This is a genomic window from Balneola sp., assembly GCA_003712055.1.
GTDB lineage: Bacteria > Bacteroidota > Rhodothermia > Balneolales > Balneolaceae > RHLJ01.
The window spans coordinates 248606-274228 of the sequence record RHLJ01000006.1 but is presented as its reverse complement, the minus strand read 5'-3'; the positions used below and the strand labels follow the sequence as shown (position 1 = coordinate 274228).

14 protein-coding genes are annotated in these 25623 nt (G+C 38.8%); 2 read left to right on the top strand and 12 right to left on the bottom strand.

Annotation, left to right across the window (positions count from 1 at the left end; translation table 11 throughout):
• Positions 1-150: 150 nt before the first annotated feature.
• The 10 genes from ED557_14600 to ED557_14555 all read right to left on the bottom strand — a co-directional run bounded on the left by ED557_14600 (position 151) and on the right by ED557_14555 (position 19648).
• The gene (locus ED557_14600) at positions 151-717 is read right to left on the bottom strand and encodes a hypothetical protein (protein RNC79744.1); all 567 of its coding nucleotides are present in this window, start codon (positions 715-717) and stop codon (positions 151-153) included.
• Positions 718-724: 7 nt separating this feature from the next.
• Positions 725-3445 carry a hypothetical protein gene (locus ED557_14595; GenBank protein ID RNC79743.1) on the bottom strand — a complete coding sequence of 907 codons (2721 nt, stop codon included), beginning with the start codon at positions 3443-3445 and terminating at the stop codon, positions 725-727.
• A 260-nt stretch (positions 3446-3705) separates the two neighbouring features.
• Complete coding sequence (locus tag ED557_14590) at positions 3706-4320, bottom strand: hypothetical protein (GenBank protein RNC79742.1); 615 nt, start codon at positions 4318-4320, stop codon at positions 3706-3708.
• A 4-nt stretch (positions 4321-4324) separates the two neighbouring features.
• Entirely contained in the window at positions 4325-8542 is a 4218-nt protein-coding gene (locus ED557_14585) for a hypothetical protein (GenBank protein ID RNC79741.1), read from the bottom strand.
• Positions 8542-13950, bottom strand: a complete 5409-nt coding sequence (locus ED557_14580; GenBank protein ID RNC79740.1) for a PKD domain-containing protein — start codon at positions 13948-13950, stop codon at positions 8542-8544. Before ED557_14580 ends, ED557_14585 begins: the two co-directional genes overlap by 1 nt.
• A 6-nt stretch (positions 13951-13956) precedes the next feature.
• The gene (locus tag ED557_14575; GenBank protein ID RNC79739.1) at positions 13957-14652 is read right to left on the bottom strand and encodes a hypothetical protein; all 696 of its coding nucleotides are present in this window, start codon (positions 14650-14652) and stop codon (positions 13957-13959) included.
• On the bottom strand, positions 14645-15196 hold the full coding sequence (locus tag ED557_14570; GenBank protein RNC79738.1) for an OmpH family outer membrane protein: 552 nt from the start codon (positions 15194-15196) through the stop codon (positions 14645-14647). Before ED557_14570 ends, ED557_14575 begins: the two co-directional genes overlap by 8 nt.
• Before the next feature lie 32 nt (positions 15197-15228).
• The gene (locus tag ED557_14565) at positions 15229-16800 is read right to left on the bottom strand and encodes a hypothetical protein (GenBank protein ID RNC79737.1); all 1572 of its coding nucleotides are present in this window, start codon (positions 16798-16800) and stop codon (positions 15229-15231) included.
• Between the two features lie 8 nt (positions 16801-16808).
• Positions 16809-18035, bottom strand: a complete 1227-nt coding sequence (locus ED557_14560; protein ID RNC79736.1) for a hypothetical protein — start codon at positions 18033-18035, stop codon at positions 16809-16811.
• A gap of 443 nt (positions 18036-18478) precedes the next feature.
• Entirely contained in the window at positions 18479-19648 is a 1170-nt protein-coding gene (locus ED557_14555; protein ID RNC79735.1) for a type II/IV secretion system protein, read from the bottom strand.
• A gap of 171 nt (positions 19649-19819) precedes the next feature.
• Between ED557_14555 and ED557_14550 the strand changes: the two genes are divergently transcribed.
• Positions 19820-20704, top strand: coding sequence for a helix-turn-helix domain-containing protein (locus tag ED557_14550; GenBank protein ID RNC79734.1), 885 nt, complete (start codon positions 19820-19822; stop codon positions 20702-20704).
• Here the strand turns inward: ED557_14550 and ED557_14545 are convergent.
• Positions 20679-20990, bottom strand: a complete 312-nt coding sequence (locus ED557_14545; protein RNC79733.1) for a 2Fe-2S ferredoxin — start codon at positions 20988-20990, stop codon at positions 20679-20681. The genes ED557_14550 and ED557_14545 overlap by 26 nt on opposite strands.
• 7 nt (positions 20991-20997) lie before the next feature.
• Positions 20998-22158, bottom strand: a complete 1161-nt coding sequence (locus ED557_14540) for a cytochrome P450 (GenBank protein ID RNC79732.1) — start codon at positions 22156-22158, stop codon at positions 20998-21000.
• A gap of 202 nt (positions 22159-22360) precedes the next feature.
• Here ED557_14540 and ED557_14535 point away from each other — a divergent pair, with 202 nt between their 5' ends.
• The gene (locus ED557_14535) at positions 22361-25615 is read left to right on the top strand and encodes a glycosyl hydrolase (GenBank protein ID RNC79731.1); all 3255 of its coding nucleotides are present in this window, start codon (positions 22361-22363) and stop codon (positions 25613-25615) included.
• Positions 25616-25623: the final 8 nt, after the last annotated feature.

The window sequence follows — 25623 nt, the reverse complement described above, 5'->3', positions numbered from 1 at the left end:
TTCACTGATTCAAAAGGCGTACAGAGGACTCATGCGCAAGATAAGCCAGAATGCTTAGCTAGAGGGCTAGTTCACCTCTGTCCGCTTTGAATCTATAGAGTATTTTTATCTCTTTTAAACTAAAGGCTAGGTTGGGATGGATCTACTTTATTAGTCGAAATCCGATGAGCAATCACTATACTCATAAGGCAAAGAAAGTTGAACTTTACTAAACTTCCCATCTATTGTAGGAATAGTATTTTGATGCTCAATATTTTTAAATTTTGGATAATTTTTATTTATCATATTAATAAAAGTTTCTAGTTTTTTATTATTACTTATATATAAACTATACTCAAATCTAATTGTATATTTTTTATTGTTTGTCATTAGAAATAAAATCTCTATAAAGCTATTGTAAAAATCTTTTCCTAATGGCCTTTTTCTTATTTCTATTTTTTTTATTTCTGAAATTAAGATATAGCTACACTTATTTCTTTTTTTTAAAACTAATCTATCCTTCATTGCAAATAGCTTACTTCCCATGTAAAAAATAAGCATAGGATTTATAACCGAATAAAATGACAAAAAAACTAAAATTAATAGAGCATCATATTGGAAATACATTTTAGTAAAAACAAAAATTGTCCAAGCTAGAAGTAATGGAACTAAATTGATAAATGAATATAGTTCTACTTCTCTTTTATTTTCAAAGTGATTAAGGCTTATATAATCCATATAGAGTTTAATTTTCAGTTATACAATAACAAGTCCCTTCTTCTACAGTTACTGACCCATGAGGAATTTTCTCTGAAGAGAACCACCTCAACCAAGTATTTTGGTTTGTAATGTTAAAGATATTACCAAGCAAATCTCCAGTGCTATTACCGATAGAGGTAGTGAACCCTGGTAACTTTTCTGATCTGGCCAATTTATACCATGTTGGATATTTATATGATCTTAACCAACCATTATCATAAGTAGGAGTATTTCTGATGTTATATACCTTATTTGACAACCAACTTGTTGCCGGCTGAGCTATTGCATATGATAGTCCACCAGATAATCCAGAGACTGCAGTTTCTAAATAGTTAAATTCATTCTCAGTACCAATGTTTCTTATTGATTGATCGGCAATATTCCCAAGAGCGCTAATACCTCCCGCGCTAGTACCTCCAACAAAAACTCCAGCTGTAGCTGGAATTGCAGCAATTGTTGCCCCTGTAGCAGTACTAACCATAATTCTTCCTACATCTTTCATGTCCCAATTTTTGGGGTTTAAACCTTTATCTTTAGCTACGTTGTATACTCCTACGGCCGCCCCAATCAAACCTCCCGCTACTATGTGCACCCATTCTCCATCACTATCTTTAAAAGCAATTAAATTATTTGCTCCTACTAGATAGGGGCTGTGAAATTGACCTAAAGGATCAATATTCCACCATCTACCAGTTAAGTGGTCGTAAAGTCTAGCTCCATAGTCGTACCAGCTCAAACCGAACTCGTCTTCTATCTCCTTACCATTATAGGTAAACTTATTTTCCTCTGTTCCACTTGCCAGGTAACTCAAGCCAGGGATTCTTAATCCAAATGGATAATAACTATCTCTCTGTAATAAATTGGCACTATTTAGGATATAGGGGTAGAAGGTAGCGCGTACATTTCCTAAATGGTCGGTTAAATTATACTCATACCTAAAATTACCACTCACTTCGCGTATCGTACCCTCACTAAATGAAAAGTAGCTTAAAGCGTCATCTTCATATATAAAACCAGAAGAATACTCCGTATTGACCCCAGTTCCTCCTCCAGTAGGATAAGTAGTTTGAGCAAGCTTAGTTCCCGTCGCGTCGTACAAATAAATAATCTTATTACCGTCCTCAAACTCAATGATCTCAGGCAGGTTCATCAAGTTATAGGTAATAAAATTTATCCCTTTATTGGCATCAGAAACCATATTCCCATTTAGATCATAGATATACTCAGTAGTTACTGAAAGATAATCATCTCGAAATCCTTCAGTGCCAGATATAGCATCATCAATACTTGTAATTCTGTTGCCAATCCCATTGTATGTATAATTCAAGCTATCAATAAAACTACCTTGATTCCTTCTTGACAAGAACTCCAAATTCCCATTCAGATCATACTGATAATTGGTACCATGAGCGTTTGGAGTAAGGGAAGAAAACTCATCCTGACTATCACAATTCTCTACATAATTTGCATTAGAAAGTTGATTAAGCCCATCATAGAAATAATCGAAACAATGCCTGCCCCCACTATCCCGCCATTCCATATTGGTGATGTTTCCACTATATAATCCCGCGTTTGATCCACTTGCAGCGGTGGAATTATAACTTAAACGATAGGCGAATAAATCGTTATTACCGTAGGTAGGATCAACCAGGTTGTCAGGATTATTTATGCTCTTAAGCCATCCCCGTTCATTGTACAAGTAATCCAGGGTTTGAGAATAGGGAACCGTACCCTGTACTTGTGATGGATCATTATGAAGATATTTCTTCCAAATCTGGCCAAGCTCATTATAACTCAGCGCCGTGATTTTTTCTTCCGTACCATTATCAATCTGATGGTACTGCGAAGAAAGTGTACCATTAGTATTATACTCAAAACGCTCTCTAATAGTGATGTTTTCACTTGCAGATTGATGCTTAGCAATTGTTTTTGAGATAAGCCCATCAAAAGTATATAAGATCCAACTCTCATCGGTACCTCCTACATGATTCGTACTCTTTGTATAAATGGAATTTCCGTATTTATCATAGAAGGTTACTCCTTGAAGATATTCCCCATCCATTATTTCTGTTGGTACGGCTATATCTGAACTACCAATATGGACTTTCTGTCCCGGATTCGTGTTGAACCCAGGTAAAAGTCTTATTTGGTAGTTATTATTCGTTGATCCAATGTAGTACACTTCATCAGCAGTGCTTACATCGCTGGAATCGTATTCTCCAAAGTCATTTATATATACCTGACGATCATTTAACACTTTCGTTAGAGTACCCGTTACCATCCCATCCGTTCTGTTGAGATCAACTTCATATTCAGCGAGGTTATTTCCTGAAGGAGGGTCAAAGTCAGCATGCTTCACAAAATTTTCATCCGGAGTGCCATCATAATTAAAGTCGTAGTCATCATACCAGGTAACCGTCCATATCTCAACCCCATTATATCCCTGCGGAAATGCCTGGTCATTGGTATACCCATGCTGCGCACTAAAACTTAGGGCAGATCTGTTTTCCCAATAGTTGGTCTCACTTTCAAGATGATCCTGCATCCCCTGCCGGGTTTGTCTTGAGGTATTCGATTCTCTGTAAAGACCTGTAATAATGGATCTGCCACGGATATCATACTTGATAAAAAACCAGTCATTATTGACACGCATATTACCATCCTGGGTAAGCGCTACTCTTCCCAAATTATCATATATGGTGTACACCCAATCCGATTCGGGAATCTTTTTCTCAATAACCCTGCCATATACATCATATCTAATCTCGGTAAGCCAGTTTTCCCTAATAGAAGTAGGCCCATCTTCTGATAATGTAATTGTACTACTGGCCCTATTTCACTTACTGCATTTGGTGGTATAATAAATCGCAGGTTACTATTCTCATCGTATACATAATAGGTTTTAACCGGATTGGTTTGTCCGGGTCCAAGATATAGAGGTGTTCGCTTGACGATTTCTTACTTGGTCTAGATATGAAATTCTCCAAACGAATATTTTTGTGACTCAATTAAACTAAAATTACTAAGCCTATTATTTTCAATCATTTTTTTGAAAAATTCCGATACAAAGAAAACTCCTTGCCCAATCGAAGTAGTAAAGAAAATATCACTGGATATTTGTTCTTTATGCAAAAAACTCACTCCATTAATCTTATCAATTATACTCCCCCCTTTTTGGCAAAAAGAACACTTGTCTATCTTTGAAAATATGAAACTAGAATAATCAACATAGGCATTTATAATTTTGATCTTTGGGTAGTAATATTTTTCTTTTAAAAGATTCCCCCTATAAAAAATATCCACGCTTCGAAAATTACTTAGCCCAGTCAATCCAGAATTCTCATATAAGTTCAATACTCTCTCGGAGAGTATAAAACCTACATAAGTACCAAATATAAAATCTCCAAGTGCCTTAGATGAGACCCTAATACTCAATGGAGATAACCATTCCAACATACTAATAGGATGTCCACAAACTTTACAGAACTCTGCTTCTCCAGTATTGAAGTCACCATCTTTTTGTTCACCGTAAGCAAATTCGTTGTCAGAAAAAAGCTTATTTGTATTTGCAAAAAAGTACATCTAATTATTTGATTAAATTCACATTAGGTATCCTAGTCCTAAGCCATTGTTGTTGATGTAGATTATGTAAATATTTCAAAAAATCTTGCCTCGAAGCAGATGGATTATTTTGGACCCACTTAACAACTGTTTCATCGTATAATCGATGCCACTTTTGATATCCTTTATGAGCATCCGCATTTAGAGCCTTATATACATAATCATCTCGTTGGAAAACATTTTTTAGTTTTGGATGAGAGTTAAGAGCCCTTAAAATCTTTCTTGATAATAAGTGATGCTCTTGTCCTGTTGCAACTACTTTTCTAAAATTTAATGCATTTAATACTCTTCTTGACCTATTTAACTTATTAATTGAAGAACTTATACCAGCTCCACCTCCTATAAATATCGAAGCTGGATTATCACAAACACATAAAGAAATTGTTTCCATTTCATATTCACTTATTTCGCCAGGCCAATAATCAAGAAAAATTATTGGCTTGGACCATGTATTATACCAAGGAGTACGAGAGTTAAAATCGGCTTGTACATCAGATAAGAAGCGACCAACATAGGAATAACCATCCGGAGTATCACTTTCTGACATTACATTGGCATGCCATTCATATGCTCCTGTTTCAAGATTCCTTACCCAATCTAAAGGTGCAGCTCCATCAGGATCGATAAATCTCATTGGGTTATTAAAAGAATAATTATAAGGACTAAACTCCACATCCAAAGGATCAACCGCCCACCACCTGGCTACAGCAGGATCATAGAATCGCACCCCATAATGGTACCAATCCAATCCAAACTCGTTCTCTAGCTCTTTGCCGTTGTAGGTGAATTTGTTCTCCTCACTTCCGGAGGCTATATAAGAAAGACTTGGCATCTTTAACCCAAATGGATAATAACTATCCTCCTGAAGTACGAGCGGCGTACCGCCATGGTACACCGTAAAGGTTGATCTTACATTCCCTAAATGATCTTTAAGATCATATTCGTACGTGGTATTTCTTACCCTTCCCTCAGAAAAGGTATAGAAACTCAGATCATTATCTTCATAAACAAATCCGCCAGAATAATCCGTAGTAACCCCAATTCCACTTACCGGTTGTGTAACTTTAGTGAGTTTTGTACCAGCAGCATCGTACAAAAAGGATAATTTATTCCCATCGTGAAAGGTAATCTGCTCAGGCAGATTCATATAGTTATACCTGATAGATAATATTCCTTTATTTGCATCAAAGGTCATATTCCCATTTTCATCGTACCAGTATTCATCTGGATTTACATTAACTGTGTTGTTAATAAATCCATTAGAGGGGTTTGTAGCGAGATCATCTATCCTATAAATCTGATTCCCTTTAGTGAAGAGACCTCCATAGAAATAGGACAAATCGTCAATCAACGTTCCACTACTTCTTCTTTTAAGCGTACTGATATTGCCATTTAGGTCGTAAGTATATTCTGTTCCATAACCATTATCAGAACTTGAACTACCTCCAATAAATGAAATATAATCTGCCTTCGTAAGCTGGTTCAAACCATTATAAGTATATGTATACCTTTGTCGATACGTTTGTTGACTATTCCACTCTTGTTCGGATATATCTCCATTGGGGTTGTAAGTGAGTTCATATGCAAATACGTCATCATTTAAATGATATCTGTCATTAACACTTTCCAACCAGCCTCTTTCGTGATAGGTATAATCCAGTGTTTGTACAAAAGAAGAACCATTAAAGTCATCCAGTTCTTTCTTTATTACCTGGCCTAATTCATTATAAGTCAACTTTGAAATCAATCTTCCATTATGATACTCTTCAATTAACCTACCTTGTGTATCATGCACAAAGTTCTGAGAAATATTCACTGTGTCAGTAGAAGAAACATGCTTTGTTCTTGTCTCAGCAACTAACCCGTCAAAAGTATATAAGGTCCAGTTTTCGTCCGTGCCTCCCACATGATTTGTACTCTTAGTGTAGATAGAATTTCCATACTGGTCGTAAAAAGTGACTCCTTCCAACCAGTTTCCCCTATCAAAATCATCAAATACCTCGATTGGAACAACGTCGGGACCTCCAATTACTACCTTTTGTCCGGGGTTTGTTGAGAAACCTGGTTTTAACGTAATGGAATAATTCTCATCTACCCCGATATAATACACTTCATCGTTGGAAAAATTGTGAGCATCATACTCTACAATATTCTCTTCTATAACTTTCCATTGATTTAATACCCGGGTTTTACTTCCAGTAACTAAGCCATCTACCCTGGATAAATCCACTTCATAATCTACTAGATTACTTCCTGTAGGAGGGTCAAAATCTATATGCTTTACAAAACTTTCATCCTGGGTACCATTACTATCAAAATCGTAATCATCGAAATAAGTAATACTCCATAATTGGACTCCTGCTTCAGTTCCCCCTTTGGGGAAGGCTAGGTTATTAGTATATCCATGATTTATATCAGGATCAGTACCATCTCTCCTCTCCCAAAAGGTAGTTTCTGAAAACACCTTTGCTTGCATTTCTTCTCGAGTATCAAGTAATGCATCATTTTCAGTATACACTCCCGTAACAATTGCTCGCCCTCTTATATCATACTTGGTAAAAAACCAGTCACCGTTTAGACGCATATTTCCATCCTGGGTCAAAACAACTCTTCCTAGTTTATCATATACTGTATATACCCAATCCGCTTCTGGGATTTTCTTTTCAACCAACCGACCATATCCATCATAGCGCATTTCTGTTAACCAATTTGAGCGTATCACATTATTCTCGGTCCAATTCAGAGGGAATGTAGGTGTTCCTATTGCTTCGACTCCTTCCGGAGGAATTATAAATCGTAGATTTCCGAAAGTATCGTATACATAGTAGGTTTTAACAGGAGTATTTATATCCTGATATCCTACTTTTAAAATTTCTCTTCCCTGACGGTCAACATACACCTCGGTTTTATTATCCACTTCGTCACTAGTAACAATAACTGTTAATTCATTTGCTGGATAATAGCCTTCGCCAATAAGATCACCAACCATGGTTTCTAATTCATTAGAATCCTTAAGTCCATTATTATTTATATCTGTATCTATTTTCCATTTTATTACAGCATCTGCTATTGTATTCAAGCGACTTTCATTCTCTATAGAATATTGCCCAGGTTGCCAATCAGCTCCAGGAGCCCCTTGCTCTTCAACTGTAAGCAATGGAGATTTTCTATTTACAGTCACCGAGTATGGATGAGTATTTACAGCTACATTAGAGGATGGGTTATTAAAAAAACGTTGCTGAGCCTCAATGGCTGACTCCTTAAATTCAACGGTACCTTCACTAGTTGGATATGCTAAATAGGAAGTGGTCGAGAGTCCTGTTTTATCGTAGGTTATGGGATTTACCATATGATCTCCTGCAGTAGTAGAATGAAGTGTGATAGATTGCCGTACTTTCCCCAATCCATCTGCGTAATTTACCTGATCAACGATGTTTCCAGAAGTCGAGGTTAAAAGGTCAAATGCCGCCTCAGTCTGCGCTGGAACCCTTGCCGTTTTAGTACGAATATAATTCAGATTAAAGACTCCTCCCTCAGGGTTAGATACCGATACTACATCTGATTCCGAAATTAACCCTCCCCCGGTTTCTTCAACAACAATTCTATAATCTCCAGTATTTGACCATGACTCTATTACCCATTGATTACTTGCATTTAGAGACAAAGGAGTAAGACTACCTGAATCCATATCTTCTAAATGAAGAGTATAGCTGGTGAGATTTGTACTAATCTGAACATTTACTTCTGAGCCGGTCACATAATTTCCTGCTACAGGCTGTACTACATTTAAATATGGGGCTTCATTTATCTGGAAGTACGGCGTTTCCGACCAATACGCGTAGTACAATCCACCACTTTGGCTTTGTCCAATACGAATTTTATAGCTTCCAGCCGTTAAAGAGCTAGGCACTGTCCAATCATAAGAACCCGTTTGATGTGGAGAGGTCATATCAATTATGGTAACCCATGAACCGCCCTGTATTTGATATTCTATTCTTATATCTAATACACCTGCATAAATATACCAATCAATGGTACAAACTTGTCCTTGAGTACATACAGTACTAGCATTAGGACTGTTGATTACTTGACCTTGAGCGAAAAGTGAATCTGTATTCACTGATAGCAAAAATAAAAAAACAAAACTAAATGAAGTGACGGTTATTTCTTTGAAAATTTTCATTATAGTTCCCCCACAAAAATAGTTGTTGTTCTCTCTGATGTTGAATTAGTTGTATCAGTAACTTTTAGTCTTACAGTCACACTTCCTATTGGCTCTTCACTTAGTTCAAGTAAACTAGAATTAGCACCACTTATAACATTCCATTCATCATTCGTTTCATCATATCTACTCCACTCATAAGTAATCGCTCCAAGCGTATTTGAAGTAAAAGCCTCAAGTGAAACGTCACATACAACATTAGGAGCAGGCGGATCTGCAAGTTTTGGAACTGGTAATACAATATCATCCGGAGTTTTGCAGTCCATGATGCTAGGTTCATCAAATGTAATATTTATAGGGACCCCGATAGAAACCTCATGAATTAACTTCCTACTAATATCATCTGAGTTTTTTAAAGCTAAACTAACCGTAAAGTTTTGCGCATCATTATAAGTATGGGTAACTGAATTGCTACCTGTACTTTGAGCACCATCACCATCTCCAAAACTCCAGATATATTCTGACAATGAAGCATCTGAATCGTCAATGGTATTTTTAACTGTAAATGTTACCGGACTAGAAACCGTAGGATTATCCGGAGAAACAGCTATGTAAAATTCTCCTGAGTATCCATACTCATTTTTAGACAAGATATTGTTCTCGAAATCTCTTGTAAGTTTTAATCTACCGACATCATCATATTCATAAAAAGTAGTTCTATGATTGGGGCTTGTCATTGTTTTTACTTTCCAGGTAACAGGATCGTAGGAGAAATAGCTTATGGAAGCATACTCAGGAATAATAGTAATATCATCTATATACCCATTTCCGTTTACATTAATTGCCCCCCCGGGATTAAGACTTTCCTTGATTAACCTCCATCGAGCTGGACTTTCGGCGGGTATGGTCTTGCCATTAATTGTTGTAACAGCGGTGGTATACAACCAAAGATAAGCTTTATAATTACCACCAAATGAAGGAGTTGGTGGAGCTTGGGCTATATTAAGACTTCCATTAAAGAATTTAGCTGATTCGCCAGTCCTACCAGCAGAGTTACTCTCGTCTTCAAAATCTAAATAAATAACCTCAGAAAACTTGGCGTTTGTTGCTACGGCTTTTACAAGACTATTATTACCATCATCGTATATAACCGAGTTGAAAGTTCCGTCTTTATTAGAAGACTCTATTACATTGCCAAAGTTATCATACTGATTAATATTGGATGTCATCTCCCAGGGTTTAGAAGAAGTAGCAAAGACGTAATCAGATTGGCTATATCCAAGATCCGTAGCAGGAAAAGGGAGATAAGCAAACCCAGTAACATATTGATAGCTGTCATTCTTTCTCCAGACATTCTCATCACCCCATTGAGACCAGGTATTTACAGAACTTGCAATAACATCTTCATTTGGAAAAGGATATTGCTTCAATATCTCAACATCATTTATATCAGCAATAGAATAACTAAGTGATGCTTCATCTGTTCTGAACGTTTTGCTTTCAAAACTTTGAGAAAGCATATTCTCGGTTTTCATCCCCGAATACTTCCACCAAGCCGGAGTAGTTTGATCTATTAGAAGCTCTCCCGCTTCCTCACTTTGAGTTACATTTACTAATGCCTGACCCGTATGTTTATCAAATCCTATAATTCTGGTCTTTTTAACCAGTTTATTTGACTCTACTATGTCAGTATCGTTTTCATATTCAAATTCTTCCACTGTTTGAGCGAATTCGAATACATTGTAATTGATTCTCTCTATTCTTGTTGTTTCCCAGTTACCATTCGTAGTCTCGTGATATGAAATATATTTTTGCTGTGTACTTCCGAGAGGCTTACTCAAATCGTTATCTGCCACAAAATTCTCGCCTAGTACATTTGCTGACTCTGTTAGCTTGTCACTAAATTGATAGTGATATTCTGTTCTGCCTATAGGTCTAAAAATGGCATCCGAAGGAGCATCATTTATCTGTTCATAGAATGTAGTTGCCTTAGGCTTTCCATAGATACCAGAATAGTCTTTTATAGACAATATTCTATCATCTGAATCAAACTCATTGGTTATTTCAACAGTGTACTGATGATCTTTTGCAGTATAGAATTCAAATTCGGTATAACCATTAATGGGATTGTCAAATTCATCCACATTCATTACTACTACATTTGAATAAAGCACACCTGGGGAAGGTCTACCATAGGAGTACTCTCCATTCATATGGTATGAATCATACTTTTTATCGAAAGCCGTTCCAGTTGATACAATTCCGTAGTTTAATGAAGTAGCTGAAATATCAGTTTCAAATAACCCGTGTTTTTGATGTAATGCAGTTCTAGGTAGAGATGCTATAACCCCACTTGAAATATTTCCATTTTTATATAAATAAAGAGTTTTTTGGAAGTTAGTACCATCTTTTGAAGTAATAGATTTGACACGACTTCCTCCCCCATATACCTGATTTTTAAGGATACCCAACTTATAAGTATATATCTGATCATACTTATCAAAAGCTGTCCCATCTCCATTTGTATAGCTATCCTCTTTTACGTAGGTAGAAATATCTTTATCAAATTCATAGCTTGGAAGGGCAGGGATGATATCTATATAGGTAAAAACATCATCTATAATTCCCTGACTTATAATAGTATTATTACTTGGATCCCCAACTTCACTATAAACTGTTACCCTCTTTTCAATAAGTATCAGCTTATCACCCAACTCCATATTCAATAATGGAGAACTAGGAGTGCTAATAAAAAGGAAATTCCCTGATGCATCGGCTTTGTTAAGGTCAACTAATTCGGATGCACTTACTTCTTGCTCATTATTCAGATAGAAATAGTCATCGCTTTCATATTCGATCCCTATATTGGCTCCATTTGGGGTAGTTATACTAGTAAGACTCCACGCTGCTGATTTATCAGCTCTGTTTTTATTTTGTGGTGTTTCCCTTATATAATTCGCTCTGTCTTGAGGAGTAAGAGTATTGTCATAATCTGGATCTCTGTAAACTCCCCATCTATCTATGTCTTCAATATGATAACCCGGATTCATCCCTGAAAAAGGAGCATCATTATTTGCATATTGAAATCTATATGGAGGAAAAGCCAATGTGCTATTTCTTCCTTTAAAATATATCGCTTTAAGGGTTAGACTACCTTCATCTGCTCCGTCACTTACATTTGCAGTAGAACCATTGGTATTAGGTCTGAGAGAATAATCATATTCAAATGAAATAGATTGAATTACTTCGTTTGATATTTTTTCTTTTAATGAAATTGAGGAAAGGCTTTTTTGATAATTCTTCTGGGCATTCATGATTTGATCCATTTCCAGGTAAGCAATAGAAAAAACACAAAGTACTTGAGGAGGATTTGAATTTGGTACTGATAGACATGAATAAGAAGTTGTCAAACCAGTACCACCATCTATTTCAGTAACATCTTTAGCTGGATCATAATCAACTATCCCTGTGTTATAAGAAATTGTGGTTTCGTTTGTAGGATTATCGTAATCCGGTTCACAAACCTGGCCAGCACTACAACCAACTGCATATCTGCGGACAGTTACAAACGGATCTCCAGGATTCAAATAATCTTCAACCCATGAAAAATCGCCTCTAAAATCATACACCCCTGCTTCACTACCAATTACACCTTGAGGATAATTCACAAAATTAAGGCTTTGAGTTGGCGACGTTTTCTTTTTCTGTGCAGGTGTAAAGGATGCTATATGGGTCTTTGTCTCAACAGATGACAGATACTTAACATCTCTTATACCAGCACTAAAAGTCTTGGCAGATGGATCTTCTGTAGGAGCAGTGCCTTGAAAGGGAGCGCGCCAAACTTCTGCATTGTCATCCTGGGTATAATTAAACTTAACCCAATACCCCCAATCCTCAGGGCCGTAACCAGATGGTGGTCGATCTACATAGTCACTCCCTTCTACTGATGTCAATAACCAGGAAGTACCGAAAGTTGAATTAAGTGAATTCGTGTTCTTTAAGATACTTCCATCATCATTGACTTCTACCTCAGAATACTGGAAGTAGTTATTTATACTTTCTTCATATACATAAGTACTACCATCACTTTTTATTACCGAAAAACCTTCTAATCTACCACTAGATGACTCTTCCGAAATAATGATACTAGACTGAACTCTTTCGTTATCAAAAGAATTTAAATTTTCTCCCCAGCTTGCATCTGCACTTTTATTTATAAAATTAAAGCCTTGATCATTCAAAAACCTATATCCTACCTGATCAACTCCGTTAAAATCGTATGGAATTGAATTAATCGTTTTAGAAAAATGAAGTTCACCTTTTTTCTCTCTTTCATCATGATCTTCCATGATAAAGGCACGATGGTCAAAAGATTGAAACATCCCCGAGAAGCCTTGAGAAGCTACACTAAATACATCGTTTGCTGGAAAAAGATATTTACCTGAGGCAATTCTTTCATTCTTTTGCCCCTCAGTTTTATTTAAAAACCCATAACTAGGTTCTACATCTAATTCATCCAGATACCACTCCCATTCTGAGTATCCTAAATTTAGCGTAAACCCATAGGGTGTTGGGATGGGGAGAAAAAAACTAAATGAGTTATATGTTCCACCTCCTGCAGTGGTAGAAGTAGAAAAACCACTTCCTGCAATCCCAAAATTAGCGCCTTTCTGATTTGAGTTAAGAGACATTCCAATACTTCCTGCCTGGAGTGAAAGGTTAACATTATCTCCATTTGAACTTATTCTTGGAGAAAAAGGCAGGTTATTAGCACTAAAACTTGCACCTTCTGTGCCAATAGAAATTCTAGATTTTCCAGCAACACTTGCATACCCATTGAGACTAAACTTTTCTTTTTGGTGATAACCAAATTCGACTCCTAATCCAGTTTCAGATCCAGGCCCACCTGATTTTATTCCCAAACTTACCGTTCCTCCAAAACCTCTATGAGTATCATACTCCATGTTCAATCCATAACTTCCGAAACCAGCTCCTATTGAAACTCCCCAACCGCTTCTTTTGTCAGATTTATAGGTAGTTTTAACTATATCCCCATCATAGTCATCCGGGTATCCACTAATAGTTCTGTTAATTGCTCCTGGATTTAAGGTCCATCCCAGTCCCACCCAGGTTGCAGGTTGGTTGGGGCCAATACCGGAGTGGTAACTAAGCACAATTGGGTAGCCACCCTCTGGTCCCGGGACTTCCATGAGCGGTATGGTATACACAAAATCCCCAGTAGCCAGGTTTACCACATCGGTTACATCCACTGGCTCAAACTGCATGGCTTCGGGTTGTACCGGTCCTTGTGCCCAGGTATTGCTAGTTCCTATGAATAGAGTTACTGCACATAGCAGCATTGTGATCTTGACTGAGTTCTTCATGATGGTGTGTATGGTTGGTATTGGATGCTTGGTTCTCATTCTCATGATTGACTAAGAGTTGTTGTGTTCCAGACTTTGATTGGTATAAATAATGGTTGGAAAAGGCATAGAGAATTTCGCCTGTACTTTTCCGGTTCCTAACCCAAATTCGTTGATTTCCAGGAGCAGATAATCCTGCTTCATAAGTTGCTCCCCATTCCATTCTTTTGGGAAGGTGAGTAAAAAGGTTCGTGAAGGGGATGTTCCATAATTTCGATCCATTCGGTAATCGACCACAGGTATTTCGGTGCCATCTGGCAATTGGAGGTTAATCTCGTCCTTGATGCCAAAAAGCAGTTTTTGGAGCCACTGGCTATAACTGTTAAAACCCTGCCCCATTTTGGCGTAGATTAAGTCGGTATCATCATTGGGAGTAATAGTCAGTTTAAACTGGTGCACCGACTCATACCCTTTTCGGTATTGCTCCAGGTAACCCAGCTGCCGGCTGATAGCTTCTTCATTGGCCTCTCGCTCTTTCAATTCTTCCAGGTATTCATACTCCCGGAGTAGTAGGAATTCGGACGGTAAATAATCGATCTGGAAGGTAAAATCACCCTGGCTTACCTGTTTACTGAGCTCAGGGGGAGGATTGGAAACAAGCTGCTGTAGCTCCTCCAGGCTATCTACTTCATAGTTTTTGCATTGTACAAGTAGTAAAGCAAAAGCAACGAGAGCGAAAGGAAGATATGTGAGCTTACGTTTACTCATCTCCTTCCAGGTAGTTGATAAAGTCCCAGGTAGCATTTACCGTTTCCGCTCCATAGAGGATATTTCCTCCCTGTACCGTACCAAAAACCAAGGAGTAGCCATATTCTTTGGCAAAAGCTTCTACCCGGTTGTTGATGGTGGCATATACCGGATCCATAAGTTCGGCTTCCAGTTCGGCAGCTCGCTGGTTCACGGCCTGACTATATCGCCCTAGTTCCTGTTGCTTTTGCTGCATGGTTTGAAGATGGGTATCTCGTTGGGATTGGCTCCATCCTTCTGCCTGTTCCACCAGCTCTGTGTTTAATGCTTCCAGTTCATTATTTAGGGTGGTTACATTGGCTTGCCACTCTTCAATTCTGGTATTGAGTTCTTCCCTGGCTTCCTTTGATTCGGAGTACTCCGCCAATAGCACATTACTTTCAACAAAAGCAATTTGCTTGGGGGTGATGAACTGGTATACACTTAATCCCAGCGCGATTAATGCTATAACAAGCACCCCATATAAAAGTGAGCTATTCGTACTGGATGGATTACTATTCGACATAAGGTATAGTTATTGGTGATGGATTCTATGTTTTACTCTTCATTGCCTTGTTCCAGGCGTTCTATTCTTTTGATGAGCTCGTTAATTGTTACTTGTAGATGGTTATTTATTGCTTCCTGCTCTGCTAATTTCCGGATCAACTTTTCCTCCGTCTTTTGTCCTTTGTCGATCGCCTTTTCCTGAACAATGAGATGGAGCGTCATTTCCTCAATTTTCTTGAGTAGAAGCTGCTGCATTTCTCCCAGGAGTTGGCCTTCTTCTTCTACTTCTTCGGCTGAAGGTATTTCCGGTAAATGGCCCTTGGCTTTGATGTAGGCTTCAATTTCTGCCAGTGTGCTGAGTTCGTAATCGGCATGGAATACATAATCAGGCCAGCCGGTTGCTTCTACAATTACTTCTTTAGAGCGTATAGAACCGTTTACTTCGAGTTTGTTGCCTGGGGTAGTTGTACCTATTCCAATATCCCCAGCAGATGTAACTCTCATCGCTTCAGTAACATTTTCCCCTGTAGTTGAACTTGCATCTCCGCCCACGCTTAAAGCAAATCCTCCATTGCTCAATGTTCCTAACCGTAAGGAGCCCGAGTTATCGGTTAGAGCAATTTGTGTTCCGCTATCTGTGCTTTCAAAGGCAGAAACAACATCCGTAGTTGAGCCATTAACATGTAATAATCTCGATGGATTTGTTGTTCCAATCCCAACTTCCCCACCCGTAAAATAGGAATCACTAGTGGAATGTAATCTTACTTTTACTTCGTCATCGGCGTTGTAAATATCCATTCGATTCCCAGCCCCTCCATTTGACCCTAAATAAAACTGTGTTTCTTCGCCTGAAGAACTATTCCTTTTGAAATAATAATGAGCTCCCCATCGATTTTGCTTAAAAGTGGTGGTTCCAGATCCGCCATCAACATAGTTAATCATAAAACCAGAGGTATTGGAAGTACTGAATTTGCCTACCCCGAAGCTTCCATCCACTTGCAAATCAGAGTATGGGTTAGTAATACCAATTCCAACTTTTCCAGTAGACTGTTCAACATATAGTTGTCCAGAATTCACATTGAAATTACTATTCGAAATTAGAATATCATCTATAATTGCTCCTCCTTCTATTCTGAATCTTTCCGAAGAAGCTCCTGTGTTTGTTCGCGTATAGAACGCGTGGTTATAGTTTCCTCCGTTTGCAATTGTGTAATAGGTATAGTCTGTAGTTTTTCCATAAATACTTCCACTAAGTTCTATACTTCCATCTATATCTAGTTCTCTCATAGGATTCGTTAGACCGATCCCAACATTCCCACTTTCATTGATAATCATTCTATTGTTAGAACCGGTACGAAACAGAAAACCATTGGTAGCACCTGAATTGGTATAGGAAACATCAAACACATATCCATTGAGTAAGTCTCCATCGCCTGTTCTTTGAGGAAGAATTTGGAGTGTTCGATTACTGGGATAGGAGTTCATCAAAATCTGTCCGACCGTATTTCCAGTACCGGGAGTCGAAAAGGTGCTGTCGCTTGAAATTAGTAGTGAGTTACTTTGTGCATAACCCAACCCCGTACTAATAATTAGAATCAAAAAAGTAGCTATAAAGGTTTTCATGATGGTCTCTAGTTTTGAGTTTCTAGTTGTTCTAGCCTTAAAGTGATTTCTTTAATGAGCTCTTGTTGCTTGTTCAATAGCTCTTGTTGAGTACTTATCACCTTCTCCTGATTAATTGTGTATAGTGTCAACTCTTCAATTTTTTTGAGCAGGAGTTGCTGCATTTCTCCCAGGTGTTGTCCTTCTTCTTCTACTTGTTTGGCAGAGGGTACTTCCGGTAAATGGCCCTTGGCTTTGATGTAGGCTTCAATTTCTGCCAGTGTGCTGAGTTCGTAATCGGCATGGAATACATAATCAGGCCAGCCGGTTGCTTCTACAATTACTTCTCTTGCTCCAATCGAACCTTCTACTGCCAGCTTGTGCGAACCCATTGTTAAAGTACCTATACCCACTCCTACATTGGTTCCTGGCATTAGAGTAATCTTTCCATCATCATGTGCAGAAGCATCAAGCTTTAATTGTTGGGTAGCATCACTAGTACTGATATCAAAGGTTCTCCTTAGGTCATCATAATTGGAATGCATGGTACCATAGAACCTCTCATTATTGTCGTATCCATAGATTCTTAATTGCCTTCTTGTTCCATTGGCCGCTACTTCGCTTCCTATGTACACATCTCCTCCATCCACATCGAGTTTAGAAGCAGGAGTTGTAGTACCTATACCTATATTACCAGTACTCTTATCAATTCTCATTCTTTCCGTATCACCCGTTTGAAAGATTATATGCCTCCTATTGGAATCATTTTCACCGGAACTAAATACCATATCGTCAAATCGCGATTTAAATGTCCATGTTCCAAAAACCGAACCTCCCACACTATATATCCTGTTATTGCCACCGCTAGCGCTCAAAAACTGAATTTCATTCGTTCCTAAATCTATATTTCCGCTAAAAGTGGCCTGACCCGTCTCGGAAATTCTAAATATCTCTCCACTAGCTCCTACCCCTCCGGCGTATAATCTCCACTCATCTGAATCAAATCTGAGTGTACTTAGTGCGGTTGTACCAAGTTCAAGTTGTTGACCAATATCGCTCGCCTGGTTCAGGTTACCTAATAACCCTGTAGACCTAATTGTACCTGACACATAAAATGTACCATTGGTGCTGGCGGTTCCAATGCTAACACTTCCAGCATTATAATAGATATTGCTTCCTGAAGTAGTCCATTGCGCATTAACAGATGTAGTTATTCCTAAGAGGGCTATAATTATCCCAAAGATTACTCGCTTCATCTCATTTCTCCTTTTCTAATTTTTCTATTCTTTCTAGTAATTCTTTAATGAGCTCGTCTTGAGTGTAGTTATTCCGAGGAGGGCTATAATTAACCCGTAAAAAGATCGTTTCATATCCTTTGATTTTTTTGATTGCTAAATAACCTATAGAAGAGTATTTCTTAACCGAACAGACGTTTAGTATCAGATGCCCTTTTCTTAACCACGGTTTTCCAGACTACACAATATCCGCTAAAACTTGAAGGCTACTCTTTCTTCTTGATTTTTTGTTCTGCCAAAAGACTAACCATTTTGAATCAAACTCCCAAGTCGGTAACAATAATTTATTCTCATGTCGATTTTCCCGGTTCTCAGTATTGAAAAACCAAATTTTGATTCTCAAATTTGAAACGGCGGATCAAAAGTAGCTCATAAAGTTTTTCATTCTTGCGCGTAAGCCAGGGCTAAAGAACCGTTTCTTTATATACTTCTGATACTGTTGTTATTCCCTCCAAGATGAGTCTAGTTCCTGTCTCCCTTAAGCTTATCATTCCCTCTTTTTTTGCCTGCTCTTTTATGTCCATGGCACTGCTATTTGAATTGATAACCTGAGATAGCGCATCTGAAATTGGAAGAATCTCAATAAGTGCAATTCTTCCTTTATACCCTGTCTGATTGCACTTTTCACAGCCTTTGCCTTGATAGTAAGTTTGATCCTTAGTTGGAAGTCTCAGCTCTTTAAGTTTACTTACTTCTGGTTCATATTCTGATTTACAATCTTCACATATTCGACGAACTAATCGTTGGGCAAGTACTTGTTTAACTGACGAAGTAACCAAAAAAGGTTCAATCCCCATATCTGTCAAGCGGGTGATGGCCGAGGCTGCATCATTTGTATGTAATGTGGAAAATACCAGGTGGCCAGTCAATGCTGCCCGAATGGCTATCTCTGCAGTTTCTTTATCCCGTATCTCTCCTACCATTACAATGTTTGGATCTTGCCTCAGGATGGATCTTAGTACATGTGCGAAAGTAAGACCAATCTCTTCGTGAACCTGTGTTTGGTTAATTCCTTCCAGGTTGTATTCAATGGGGTCTTCAATAGTAGTGATGTTTACTTCCTGAGTATTCAGTTCATTAAGAGCAGCATAAAGCGACGTGGTTTTACCACTTCCGGTAGGTCCGGTTACCAAAATCATCCCATATGGGTTATGAATCCCTTCTCTGAATGTTGTTAACAAATCCCCTTCGAATCCAAGCTTTGTCAATTCAAGCTGCAAGTGGCTTTTATCCAGGATACGGAGTACCACCTTTTCTCCGAATTGTGTAGGTAATGTCGATACCCTTAAATCTATATCATTCCCGGAACCCGATCGTACTTTAATCCGTCCGTCTTGCGGTCTTCTCTTTTCAGCTATATCCAGGTGAGCCATTATTTTAACCCTCGAAACCAGGGCGTCTTTTTGACTGATCGACAATTCGGCCACTTTTTGGAGTACTCCATCAAGTCTGTAACGCAGTCGATAGCTTTTCTCAAAGGGCTCAATATGAATGTCACTAACTCCATAATCGATGGCCTTTTGAATGATGACATCCACCTGTTTTATAACTGAACCGGATAATGCGATTTCCATAGTTGTGAAGGTTCTCCTGAATTAAAAATAAGAGCATTTGAGATACTCTAAATTAAAACAAGAAGCAATACGTGAATAGTGAGATTACCTGGATTTAAATTGCTTCCTTTACCACTGATTAATCGCATATATTAGCGATAAATGTTAAATAGTAGTTAAAAAGTGCGATTTATGAAGAGTTATAGAGCTGAAGAAGAACTCATCTTCGACAAAAATTCTTCCCATTCTATCCATTCGTTTTGGATAAAGAAGTCTCGCTTTCCTTCATTTTGGCATTTCCATCCTGAAATTGAACTTACCTTCATCAAACAGGGCTCGGGCATCAGAGTAGTAGGTGATTCAATCCAATCCTTCGAGAAAAATGACCTCGTTTTATTAGGAAGTAACCTGCCCCATAACTGGATAAGTTTTGATGAAAGCATCACTTCTGAAGCGTTTGTACTCCAATTTTCTTCCAGAATTTTTGAATCGTTTTCTGAATTCGATGAACTAAATCAGTTCTTAGAAGCTGCAAAAAAGGGGTATTTCTTTCCAACACCCGGGAAATTGATCCTGGACAAAATAGATGAGTTTACCACTCTTCCTGACCCTCTTAAATTTTCTGCAACCATTGAGATTTTATTCGAACTAGTTAAAAATCATCATAAAACTACGCTAGCTTCTCAAGACTATGTAATTCCAGCTTCCTATAATAAATCGCAGAAGCGTTATGAAATAGTCACTGATTATGTGCTCAATAACATTAGCGGGAGAATATCTCTACAAGAAATTTCTGGTATCGCCAATATGAATAAAGAGGCCTTTAGCAGATGGTTTAAACAAATAAATGGACATTCATTTACTACTTATCTAAATAAAACCAGAATTGAAATATCCTGTCATTTACTGTTGAACACCAGTGAAAGTGTAAATGATATTTGCTACAAAGTTGGGTTTGAAAGTCAAAGCCAGTTTCATCGTTGCTTCAGTTCTTTTAAAAACACTTCCCCCCTTCAGTTTCGAAAGTTGAGAAGCAAGAACTTAACAAAGCTTATTCATTCGCCACATAAAGAGTAATGCCATTCAATTCTTCCGTAATCTCTATCTGACATGATAGTCGGCTGTATTCGGTTACATTATCCTCAAATTCAAGCATATCTGATTCTGGCATACTTGATCCTCCAACTTTATTAAAATCTTCTGGCCGAACATGGACGTGGCAATTAGCACAAGAACACACTCCGCCACAATTACCTTCAATACCAGGCACATTGTTAAACGTAGCCAGTTCCATAATGCTTCCGGAATCATCTTCTAGTATAATTCTTTCGTTGGATTTGGTAATAAATGTAATCTTGGCCATGGTCTTATTAATTGATGTTGAAGGATACACGAAGTGACTCGAACCCAGTCTTTCTCTTTAATGATCCAATTTCCTCGAAATTCTCTTCGAAGGTGTGAATCGAAATTGAGGCGACTCGCTCGCTTAGCAGTTTTATAGTTTGTCGAAGGATCTGTCGGGCATGAGTAGCGCCAAGACAATTATGTATACCGAATCCAAAAGCGACATGAGGATTTACTTTTCGATCTAATTCTATTTGATCAGGGTTTTCAAATACGGCTTCATCGCGATTTGCTGAGGCCCAATTCAATCCTATTTTTGCATCTTCTTTAATAGCATGACTACAGATTTCCGTATCCGATGAACTGACACGCCCTAAATGGGTAAGAGGGGAAAAATACCTTAACAATTCTTCAACAGCTTTGTTAATGGAGTCCGGGTATTCCTTAAGCCATTTCAATCGATCCGGATGCTCTGCAAAATACGCGATGGAATTTGTTAGCGCATTAATTACGGTATCTCTGCCACCAGCAAAGGTTAAATTGATGATCCCATGTATTTCTTCAGTAGTAAGCGTTCGATTATTCACCTTTGATTCAAGCAATATTGAATACAGATCATCGCCAGGATTTTGAGTGGCTTCTTCTATTTTGTTTAGGATATAGCTATCCAGCGTACTTGCCTTGCTTTGATCCAACTCATTGCCTTCTGCTCTAAACACATGAGTACCCCAGCTTATCCACGTTTCGGATTCATCCATTGAGGTATTTAGAAGTAATGCCAGTGCTCGCGATTGCAGCTTTAAAGAAAAATCATGAACTACTTCTACATTTTTTTCTTCTATTACTTCATCCAAAAGACCATTTATGATCTTGTTCAACTTTTCCTGGTAATCATTATTAAGAGGTCTTTTAAACCAGGTATCCAATAAATCACGAAAAGCCGAATGCTGTGGAGGGTCTGTTTCTACCGGAATTTGGCGAATGGATCTAATTTCCTCTTCTGAGGGAATAACTATTCGACCAGGTTTGGCTTTCCCCGATTTAAATGACTCCCATTGATGAGCACATTTTCTGACGTCCTTTAACCGCAAGACCAGGTTAACTTCTTCCCCATGATCTTCGGTTTTAAGGATGCCTTCTTCCTGTCTGATTTTTTTAAATGGATCTGAAAACTCGCTGATTCCCATGGCTATCAATTAATTCTTAGACGAATCTATTGAGTATGATCGAAAATTGATTTGCATATCAAAGCCAATTTATTGCACATATTAGCATTGCTAATCTATAAACCATTAAAAAGATGTTACAGCTACTGACACCATTTTTCATTGGTACAATTTTGTAGCATTTTGCTCCCCCAATAATTTCTAAGCTAACTACTCTAATACAATGTCTTTAAAAAGATACCTAATCCTTGCGGTTATAGTATTGATGGCCGTTGATACTGCTACCGCTCAAAGATCCAGAAATTCGGACGATAATTCGTCTGCTATTGCGAAGCAAAGCTACAATGCATTTGCATTTCGAAATATAGGACCAGCATTTACCTCTGGAAGAATTGCTGACATAGCCATCCACCCAGATAACCGACATGTTTGGTATGTCGCTGTAGGTTCTGGTGGTGTTTGGAAAACTGAAAACTCAGGAACTACCTGGACCCCTCTTTTTGATAAACAATCTGTGTATTCCATTGGTTGTATAACCATCGACCCTAATAATCCTCACCGAATTTGGGTAGGTACCGGGGAAAATGTTGGAGGCCGGCATGTGGCTTTTGGCGATGGAGTGTACTTAAGTGAAGACGGAGGTGCTTCATGGAAAAATATGGGACTACCCGAATCAGAGCATATTGGGAAAATTATCGTTCACCCCTCAAACTCTGATATTGTAATGGTAGCCGCACAAGGCCCACTTTGGAATAAAGGTGGTGAGCGTGGATTCTACCTCACAGAAGATGGTGGTAAAACGTGGACCAAAACCCTTGGCGATGATGAATGGGTTGGAGTTACAGACATCGTAGTTGACCCTCGGGATCCTAATGTTGTATATGCAGCTACCTGGCAACGACACAGAACCGTTGCTGCTCTTGTTGATGGAGGACCAGGATCGGGAATCCATAAATCAACCGATGGTGGTAAAACATGGACGGAGCTAAAAAGAGGATTACCAGGAGGTATTAAAGGAAAGATCGGCTTAGCCATCAGCCCGCAAAATCCTGATTATGTATATGCTGCTATTGAATTGATAAGGCGTGAAGGAGGAGTGTACACAAGCACCGATCAGGGAGCTTCATGGAAAAAAATGTCAGACGCTGTAGCGGGTGCAACTGGACCCCATTATTACCAGGAGCTTTATGCTTCACCTCATGATTTTGGAACTATTTACCTGGTGGATGTGCGTATGCAGGTTTCCTATGATCATGGAAAGACATTCAGCCGATTAAATACCAGTGCTACGCATTCTGATTCCCATTCTTTGAATTTCTTACCTGACGAACCGGATTATCTGCTTTTGGGAACCGATGGTGGCATTTATGAAACGGTAGATAACACCGAATCCTGGAGATTCATCAAAAACCTGCCTATTACTCAGTACTATAAACTAGCAGTTGATGACGCAGAACCTTTTTATAATATATATGGAGGTACCCAGGATAACGGATCTCATGGAGGTCCATCCCGAACCAGCGATGCAGGTGGAATTCGCAATGCTCACTGGTCTCGTGTATTAGGTGGTGACGGGCATCAATCTGCGGTTGAACCGGGCAATCCGGACATAGGATATGCAGAATCTCAGCAAGGGTACTTAAATCGCTTAGATCGTATCACAGGTGAATCAGTGTTCATTCAGCCACAGCCTGGTGTTGGCGAAGGAGAAGAACGATTCAATTGGGATGCCCCTATCCTCCCTTCTCAGCATGTACCAAGTACCATTTATTTTGCCTCGCACCGTGTCTGGAAATCCACCAATCGTGGCGATAGCTGGGAAGCAATTTCAGGTGATTTAACCAAAGACAAAGACCGGATTACCGAACCTATTATGGGACGTACTCAGAGCTGGGATCATGCCTGGGATTTGTACGCAATGTCTGAGTTCTCGACTATTACATCATTAGGTGAATCACCCATTAATGCAGATGTACTGTATGCAGGTACCGACGATGGACTCCTTCAATCTACCACAGATGGCGGAGCAACCTGGACAGCTACAGAAGTGGGAAGCATCAGAGGGGTGCCTGAAAATGCCTTTGTGAATGATGTCCGTGCTGATCTTTTCGATGAAGCTACAGTTTATGCTGCCCTAGACAATCATAAAGAAGGCGATTTCAAACCCTATCTGGTTAAAAGTACCGATTATGGCAGATCCTGGACTTCCATAGCTGGTAATCTTCCTGAAGTTGGAATGGTATGGAGAATTGTTCAGGATCATGTGAATAAAGACCTGTTCTTCTTAGCCCATGAATTTGGAGTTTATTTCACCATTGATGGCGGGAACGAGTGGATTAAAATGAAGGGAGGAATACCTACTATTTCTTTCCGTGATATCACTATCCAGCGCCGGGAAAATGATGTGGTTGGAGCTACTTTTGGAAGAGGATTCTATATACTCGATGACTATTCTCCATTAAGAAGTTTAACTCCTGAGTTATTGGATCAGGAAGCTCATCTATTTGAGCCTAGAGATGGAGAATGGTATGTCCAGACAAATGTATCCCGGTATATGGGTGATGATTACTACTCCGCTCCTAATCCGCGGTTCGGTGTTAACTTCACTTACTACCTGAAGGAAGGCTTAACTACGTTAAAAGCTGAACGTCAGAAAATGGAAAAAGAGCTGGGTGATGCTGATATACCATTTCCAGGCTGGGAATCCTTGGAGGCTGAAATGCGCGAAAAATCTCCAGCTATTCATCTGGAAATCTATAACTCCGATGGCGAGCTGGTTCAACGAGTGCTAGCGAGAACCTCAAAAGGATTCCATCGCATAAACTGGAATTTGCGTACTGCCTCGCAAGGGTTAATTAACCCGGAACAAACAAGAGGTGGTGGATTTGGAATTATGGCTAGACCTGGTACCTATTCAGCTCAACTCGTAAAAATTGTAGATGGAGTTTCGACTAATATTGGAGGAATGGTTGAGTTCGATGTTGTTCTGCTTCGAGAAGGTGCTCTTCCTAGAAAATCTGATTCAGAAGTACTCGCATTCCGGGATGAATTGCAGGAATTTTCAAATCATGTGCAGATGCTTAACAATGAGATGGATGAAGCGGAAGAACTACTTACCGCCATGCAGCTTTCACTTAGCCGTTCTGCAACTCCGGATGCTGAGCTAATGAAAGATTTACATGATGCTGAAATGGCACTTAAGGCACTGGATACCAAAATGAATGGAAACCTGCCTCAAAGAGAATTAAGAGACGTGATGCCAAAAACGGTAATGAATCGAATCTCCGTTGCTTTTGGTGGGCTTAGAGGAACTTACGGCCCAACAGCCATGCAAAAAGATATGCTTCGCGTAGGCAAAGAGGAATTCAAAGTAATTCACGATGAATTCCACCCATTAATGCATGAAGTAATACCCGCATTGGCTGAACGACTAAAATCAAATGGTGCTCCACCTGTTTTAGGATTGGATCACGATTAAGAGTCCAT